The sequence below is a fragment of the Pantoea sp. UBA7232 genome (genome assembly GCF_002473195.1).
GTDB lineage: Bacteria > Pseudomonadota > Gammaproteobacteria > Enterobacterales > Enterobacteriaceae > Pantoea > Pantoea eucrina.
On the sequence record NZ_DKTK01000016.1, the window covers coordinates 110,304 to 117,591 of the forward strand.

General features: G+C 52.3%; 10 protein-coding genes. 9 read left to right on the plus strand and 1 reads right to left on the minus strand.

Going from position 1 to position 7,288, the window contains the following annotated elements:
- Positions 1-32: 32 nt before the first annotated feature.
- Positions 33-569: a peptidylprolyl isomerase gene (slyD, locus tag B4056_RS14040; RefSeq protein ID WP_150035029.1), complete on the plus strand. Its 537-nt coding sequence runs from the start codon at positions 33-35 to the stop codon at positions 567-569.
- A 63-nt stretch (positions 570-632) separates the two neighbouring features.
- Here slyD and B4056_RS14045 read toward each other — a convergent pair whose 3' ends face one another.
- A complete protein-coding gene (locus B4056_RS14045) occupies positions 633-851 on the minus strand; it encodes a protein SlyX (protein WP_039380849.1) in 219 nt (72 codons plus the stop codon).
- Between the two features lie 279 nt (positions 852-1,130).
- Between B4056_RS14045 and fkpA the strand changes: the two genes are divergently transcribed.
- The 8 genes from fkpA to fusA all read left to right on the plus strand — a co-directional run bounded on the left by fkpA (position 1,131) and on the right by fusA (position 7,192).
- On the plus strand, positions 1,131-1,961 hold the full coding sequence (gene fkpA, locus B4056_RS14050) for an FKBP-type peptidyl-prolyl cis-trans isomerase (RefSeq protein ID WP_104086027.1): 831 nt from the start codon (positions 1,131-1,133) through the stop codon (positions 1,959-1,961).
- 192 nt (positions 1,962-2,153) lie between these two features.
- Positions 2,154-2,876 carry a helix-turn-helix transcriptional regulator gene (locus B4056_RS14055; protein WP_065648594.1) on the plus strand — a complete coding sequence of 241 codons (723 nt, stop codon included), beginning with the start codon at positions 2,154-2,156 and terminating at the stop codon, positions 2,874-2,876.
- Positions 2,876-3,262, plus strand: a complete 387-nt coding sequence (tusD, locus tag B4056_RS14060) for a sulfurtransferase complex subunit TusD (RefSeq protein WP_039380840.1) — start codon at positions 2,876-2,878, stop codon at positions 3,260-3,262. The genes B4056_RS14055 and tusD overlap by 1 nt, the downstream gene beginning before the upstream one ends.
- The gene (gene tusC, locus B4056_RS14065) at positions 3,262-3,621 is read left to right on the plus strand and encodes a sulfurtransferase complex subunit TusC (RefSeq protein WP_094111213.1); all 360 of its coding nucleotides are present in this window, start codon (positions 3,262-3,264) and stop codon (positions 3,619-3,621) included. Before tusD ends, tusC begins: the two co-directional genes overlap by 1 nt.
- A gap of 9 nt (positions 3,622-3,630) precedes the next feature.
- Complete coding sequence (gene tusB, locus B4056_RS14070) at positions 3,631-3,918, plus strand: sulfurtransferase complex subunit TusB (RefSeq protein WP_039380837.1); 288 nt, start codon at positions 3,631-3,633, stop codon at positions 3,916-3,918.
- Between the two features lie 124 nt (positions 3,919-4,042).
- A complete protein-coding gene (rpsL, locus tag B4056_RS14075) occupies positions 4,043-4,417 on the plus strand; it encodes a 30S ribosomal protein S12 (protein ID WP_010616440.1) in 375 nt (124 codons plus the stop codon).
- A gap of 96 nt (positions 4,418-4,513) precedes the next feature.
- A complete protein-coding gene (gene rpsG, locus B4056_RS14080) occupies positions 4,514-4,984 on the plus strand; it encodes a 30S ribosomal protein S7 (protein ID WP_007886246.1) in 471 nt (156 codons plus the stop codon).
- A gap of 93 nt (positions 4,985-5,077) precedes the next feature.
- Positions 5,078-7,192: an elongation factor G gene (gene fusA, locus B4056_RS14085; RefSeq protein ID WP_039380834.1), complete on the plus strand. Its 2,115-nt coding sequence runs from the start codon at positions 5,078-5,080 to the stop codon at positions 7,190-7,192.
- Positions 7,193-7,288: the final 96 nt, after the last annotated feature.

Consider the following 7,288-nt stretch of genomic DNA (forward strand, 5'->3'; position numbering starts at 1 on the left):
GGATCCTTAGTTCTCAACGGTTAGGAGATATCATGAAAGTAGCAAAAGACCTGGTGGTGAGCCTGGCGTATCAGGTTCGTACCGAAGATGGCGTGTTGGTTGACGAGTCACCGGTAAGTGCACCGTTAGACTATCTGCACGGTCATGGTTCCCTGATTTCTGGTCTGGAAAAAGCGCTGGAAAATCACGCGGTCGGCGACAAGTTTGACGTGCATATCCCGGCAAACGACGCTTATGGCCAGTATGATGACAATCTGGTACAGCGCGTACCTAAAGATGTCTTCATGGGTGTGGATGAGCTGCAGGTTGGCATGCGCTTCCTGGCAGAAACCGACCAGGGCCCGGTGCCGGTTGAAATCACTGAAGTAGAAGATGAGCACGTTGTGGTTGATGGTAACCATATGCTGGCTGGTCAGAACCTGAACTTCAACGTGGAAGTGGTTGCTATCCGCGAAGCCACGGAAGAAGAGCTGGCGCACGGTCACGTGCATGGCGCAGATGGTCATCATCACGATCACGGCCACGACCACGACCATGGTCACGGCGGCGGTTGCGGCTGCAACCACTAAGCGTTGCCGGTATAAAAAGGCCACCTGCGGGTGGCCTTTCTGTTTTTCTGCTGCCGGCAGGTATTAATAATGCGGCGGAGGTGTCTCTTCCGACGGCGAAGCAACCATTGAGGGCGCTGCCGCTTTAACTTTGTCGACCAGCAAGCGGACATGTTCCCGCAGCCTGCTCATCTCCAGTTCATGCTCGACCACCGTCTGATTAAGCTGCTCAATGGTGTCTTCCTGAAAAGCCAGCTTGCTCTCCAGCGCTTCAAGGCGCCGATCCCAGTCTGTCTGTTGCATCGTTACTCCTCCTGTCATCGTACTGCGCATTGATATGAACCGGCGTGATTCTACGGCCTTTACGGTCAGAATCACCTGATATTTACCCGGCGTTTATCTCCTGCCATTGAATTCACCCGCAGCGCCTACATCTCAGATGAAACTTCCTGAAGCAAAAAAGGTCGGAGGTTAACCGGGTAATTACACTGCGGGAGTGTTCGTTACTGCCGCGTAAAGTTATAGTGTGGACCACTGTCCGCAATGATTCCCGAGGTTTGAAGCTTCGGTTTTGGAGAAAGGATGAAATCACTGTTTAAAGTCACATTGTTAGCTACCACTATGGCTGTCGCACTTAATGCACCGCTGGCGATGGCAGCAGAAACCGCTGCAGCTCCGGCTGACGCGGCGCAGGCTGCGCCACAGGCACCAAAAAATGCTGCTTTCAAAAACGAAGATCAGCAATCTGCCTATGCACTGGGTGCTTCGCTGGGTCGCTACATGGACAACTCTCTGAAGGAACAGGAGAAACTGGGCATCAAACTGGACAAAGATCAGCTGATTGCTGGTGTTCAGGACGCGTTTGGCGGTAAAAGCAAACTCTCTGACCAGGAGATCGAACAGACTCTGCAGGCCTTTGAAGGTCGCGTGAAGGGTGCTGCTCAGGCGAAGCTGGAAAAAGATGCAAAAGAGAATGCTGACAAAGGCAGCGCTTTTGCTGAAAAATTCGCGAAAGAGAAGGGCGTGAAGAAGACCGAATCTGGTCTGCTCTATCAGGTTGAGAAAGAGGGCAGCGGTGCCGCACCTAAAGATAGCGACACTGTTGTGGTCAATTACAAAGGTACGCTGATCGACGGCACCGAGTTTGATAACTCTTACACCCGTGGCGAACCGCTCTCTTTCCGTCTGGATGGCGTCATTCCGGGCTGGACTGAAGGCCTGAAGCACGTGAAAAAAGGTGGCAAGATCAAACTGGTGATCCCGCCGAACCTCGCCTATGGCAAAAATGGCGTACCGGGTATTCCGGCTAACTCCACGCTGGTGTTTGATGTTGAACTGCTGGATATCAAAGCAGCACCAAAAGCGGATGAAAAAGCACAGGCTCCGGCCGCTGCTGAGAAAAAAGCACAGTAATCGCTCTGTTCTGCCGCCTTCGGGCGGCAGTTCCCTCTGCATTCCCCCGCACGTTCAATTCCTGCTGCATATGTGCAAAGCTCTGGCTAAAGCGGACGACATTTGCCAGACTAACGCCTGCATAATGATCATAAGATGAGTCTGCCCCAATGCTGTCGCGACAGGCTCCAGCCATGTAGGGTAATGTCTTCGATGTCTAATCCATTTAATCCCGGTGAACTGACTGACTTCGATTTACTGGAGCAGCGCCCTTTTGAGCAAGCAGATTACGATATTCTCAAATCTTACGAGGCAGTGGTCGACGGTCTGGCGATGCTGATTGGCTCGCACTGCGAAATCGTGCTGCACTCGCTGGAAGATCTGAAATGTTCAGCTGTGCGTATTGCTAACGGCGAACATACGGGGCGCAAAGTCGGATCGCCGATTACCGATCTGGCGCTGCGCATGCTGCATGATATGCATGGCGCTGACAGCAATGTCTCCCGCGCCTATTTTACACGCGCCAAAAGCGGTGTTCTGATGAAATCGGTCACCATTGCTATTCGTAATCGCCAGCAGCGCGTCATTGGTTTGCTCTGCATCAATATGAATCTGGATGTACCGTTCTCGCAAATCATGTCGACTTTTATGCCGCCAGAGATGCAGCAGGTCGACTCAAGCGTAAACTTTGCCAGTTCGGTAGAAGATCTGGTGATGCAGACGCTGGAGTTCACCATTGAAGAGGTCAGCGCGGATCGCAACGTCTCTAACAACGCCAAGAACCGGCAGATCGTGCTTAATCTGTATGAGAAAGGCATTTTTGACATCAAGGATGCCATCAATCAGGTTGCCGCCCGTCTGAATATCTCGAGGCATACGGTCTATCTCTACATACGTCAGTTTAAGAACGGCGATTTTCAGGGGCAGGATCGCTGATGCGCTATACCCTGCTGGTGACCGGGCCGGCTTACGGCACCCAGAACGCGACCAGTGCGCTGCTGTTTGCCCGCGCGCTGATTGCTGCAGGCCATGTGCTGGAGAGCATATTTTTTTACCGTGAAGGTGTGCTGAACGCCAGTGAGCTGAGCGCACCTGCCAGTGACGAAGCTGACATTGTGCGCGGCTGGCAGCAGCTGCACGACGCCTGCGGTGTCGCGCTTAATGTCTGCGTGGCTGCCGCGCTGCGGCGTGGCATTACCGATCGGCAGGAGGCCGCGCGTTTGCAGCTGGCGGGCAGCAATCTGCAGCCGGGTTTTGAACTCAGCGGTCTGGGTGCACTGGCTGAAGCGGCGCTCAGCTGCGATCGTCTGGTGCAATTCTGATGAACCGCGTTGCGTTCCTCTTTACCCGCGCGCCACACGGCAGCAGTGCCGGCAGGGAAGGGCTGGATGCCGTTCTGGCTACCGGCGCCCTGAGCGAAGATGTTGGCCTCTTTTTTATCGGTGACGGTGTGCTGCAGCTGACTGAGCAGCAGCAGCCGAAAACTATACTGGCGCGCGACTATATCGCCACCTTTGGTGTGCTGGCGCTTTATGATATTGAGCAGTGCTATATCTGTCAGCATTCGCTACTGGCGCGCGGAGTGAGCCTGAGCGCAGAGCGCGTGTTAACAGCCCAGGTGCTGGAGAGTGACGTATTACGCCAGACGCTTGCCTCCTTCGATCGCATTATCTGTTTTTGAGAAACTGCCATGCTTTATACGCTGATGAACTCCCCCTGGCAGTGCGATATCGAAACGCTGCTGCTGCTGCTGCGCCCGGAGGATGACCTGCTGCTGCTGCAGGATGGGGTCACCGGCGCGCTGCAGGGCAGCACAATGCTGGCCCGGCTCAGCGCGGCACCGGCTACGCTATGGGTGCTGGAAGAGGATGTTGTCGCACGCGGATTATCTGCTCAAATTTCAACCAGCGTTGCCCGTCTGGACTATACTGGATTCGTTGCGCTGACGATAAAGCATCAACAGCAAGTGGCCTGGTAAACGCGAAAACCTGGTTATTTCTTGACACCCTATAGGCACAGCCCTAAAATTCTGCCTCCTCGTAGAAATGCGAGGTGATTTATTACGTGTTTACGAAGCAAAAGCTAAATCCAGGAGCTATTTAATGGCAACAGTTAACCAGCTGGTTCGCAAACCACGCGTTCGTCAGGTTGCTAAAAGCAACGTGCCAGCGCTGGAAGCTTGCCCGCAAAAACGTGGTGTTTGTACTCGTGTCTACACCACTACCCCGAAAAAACCAAACTCAGCACTGCGTAAAGTTTGCCGTGTGCGTTTGACTAACGGTTTTGAAGTTACCTCCTACATCGGTGGTGAAGGTCATAACCTGCAGGAACACTCCGTGATCCTGATCCGTGGCGGTCGTGTTAAAGACCTGCCAGGTGTGCGTTACCACACCGTTCGTGGCGCGCTGGACTGCTCAGGTGTTAAAGACCGTAAGCAGGCTCGCTCCAAGTATGGCGTGAAGAAGCCAAAGGCTTAATGGTTCTCCGTTAAGTAAGGCCAAACGTTTTAACTTTAATGTCAAAATAAACTCGTAGAGTTTTGGACAATCCTGAATTAACAACGGAGTATTTCCATGCCACGTCGTCGCGTCATTGGTCAGCGTAAAATTCTGCCGGATCCTAAGTTCGGATCAGAGCTGCTGGCTAAATTTGTAAATATCCTGATGGTAGATGGTAAAAAATCTACTGCTGAATCAATCGTCTATACCGCACTTGATACCCTGGCTCAACGTGCTGGTAAAGACGGTCTGGAAGCTTTCGAAGTTGCACTCGAAAACGTACGTCCGACTGTCGAAGTGAAGTCACGTCGCGTTGGTGGTTCAACTTACCAGGTTCCAGTTGAAGTCCGTCCGGTTCGTCGTAATGCTCTGGCAATGCGTTGGATCGTTGAAGCTGCTCGTAAACGCGGTGATAAATCAATGGCTCTTCGCCTGGCGAACGAACTTTCTGACGCTGCAGAGAACAAAGGTACTGCAGTTAAGAAACGTGAAGACGTTCACCGTATGGCTGAAGCCAACAAGGCGTTCGCACACTACCGCTGGTAACAGCAAGGTAGTTGTTATTAACCCAGCGGGCGTCCCAGTGGCTTACCTGCTGGGCTTTTTTAACTATGAACGTCTCAGAATCAGAGGAATCAAATGGCTCGTAAAACACCCATTGAGCGCTATCGTAACATCGGTATCAGTGCTCACATCGACGCCGGTAAAACTACCACTACCGAACGTGTTCTGTTCTACACCGGTGTAAACCATAAAATCGGTGAAGTACATGACGGCGCCGCAACCATGGACTGGATGGAGCAGGAACAGGAACGTGGTATTACCATCACTTCCGCTGCGACCACCTGTTACTGGTCTGGTATGGCTAAGCAGTTTGAGCCACACCACGTCAACATCATCGACACCCCGGGACACGTTGACTTCACCATCGAAGTAGAGCGCTCTATGCGTGTGCTTGATGGCGCAGTTATGGTTTACTGTGCGGTTGGTGGTGTTCAGCCACAGTCTGAAACCGTATGGCGTCAGGCTAACAAATATAAAGTTCCACGCATCGCGTTCGTTAACAAAATGGACCGCATGGGTGCTAACTTCCTGAAAGTTGTTGATCAGATGAAAGTGCGTCTGGGTGCAAACCCGGTTCCACTTCAGCTGGCAATCGGCGCAGAAGAGAAATTCACCGGTGTTGTTGACCTGGTGAAAATGAAAGCCATCAACTGGAACGATGAAGATCAGGGCGTTACCTTCGTTTACGAAGATATCCCGGCTGATATGCAGGATCTGGCTGATGAATGGCGTGCGAAGCTGGTTGAATCTGCAGCTGAAGGTTCTGACGAGCTGATGGAGAAATTCTTCGGCGGCGAAGAGCTGACTGAAGAAGAGATCAAAACGTCTCTGCGTAAGCGCGTTCTGAACAACGAAATCATCCTGGTAACCTGTGGTTCTGCATTTAAGAACAAAGGTGTTCAGGCGATGCTGGATGCGGTAGTTGAATACCTGCCAGCACCGACTGACGTTACCGCGATCAACGGTATGCTGGACGACGGTAAAGACACACCGGCTGAGCGTCACTCTGACGACAACGAGCCGTTTGCTGCGCTGGCGTTCAAAATCGCAACCGACCCGTTTGTTGGTAACCTGACCTTCTTCCGCGTTTACTCTGGCGTGGTTAACACCGGTGATACCGTGTTCAACCCGGTCAAGTCAAACCGTGAGCGTCTGGGCCGTATCGTTCAGATGCACGCTAACAAGCGTGAAGAGATCAAAGAAGTTCGTGCGGGCGACATCGCTGCTGCGATCGGCCTGAAAGATGTGACCACCGGTGACACCCTGTGTGACCCGGATAACGTCATCATCCTTGAGCGCATGGAGTTCCCGGAGCCGGTAATCTCTATCGCCGTTGAGCCGAAAACCAAAGCTGACCAGGAAAAAATGGGTCTGGCTCTGGGTCGTCTGGCGAAAGAAGACCCATCATTCCGCGTATGGACTGATGAAGAGTCTAACCAGACCATCATCGCTGGTATGGGTGAGCTGCACCTCGACATCATCGTTGACCGCATGAAGCGTGAATTCAACGTTGAAGCGAACATCGGTAAACCTCAGGTTGCGTATCGCGAAGCGATCCGCTCTAAAGTTACCGGTATTGAAGGTAAACACGCCAAGCAGTCTGGTGGTCGTGGTCAGTATGGTCATGTTGTTATCGACATGTACCCACTGGAGCCGGGTTCAAACCCGAAAGGCTACGAATTTGTTAACGACATTAAAGGTGGTGTGATTCCTGGCGAATACATCCCTGCCGTTGATAAAGGTATCCAGGAGCAGCTGAAGTCTGGTCCACTGGCGGGTTACCCGGTAGTTGATCTGGGCGTGCGTCTGCACTTCGGTTCTTACCATGACGTTGACTCCTCAGAGCTGGCGTTTAAACTGGCTGCTTCTCTTGCGTTTAAAGACGGCTTTAAGAAAGCAACCCCGGTTCTGCTTGAGCCAATCATGAAGGTTGAAGTAGAAACGCCAGAAGAGAACACCGGTGACGTTATCGGTGACCTGAGCCGCCGTCGTGGTATGCTTAAAGGTCAGGAATCTAACGCTACCGGCGTTCAGATTCACGCTGAAGTCCCGCTTTCCGAAATGTTCGGTTATGCAACTCAGCTGCGTTCACTGACAAAAGGCCGTGCTTCTTACTCCATGGAGTTCCTGAAGTACGATGATGCGCCGAACAACGTCGCTCAGGCCGTTATTGAAGCTCGTGGCAAATAAGGCTACGGTTTAAAAATTGTTAACTGATGCCTTCATCAATGATGAAGGCATAACGTAAGGATTATCGCCATGGCGAAAGAGCAATTTCAGCGTAAC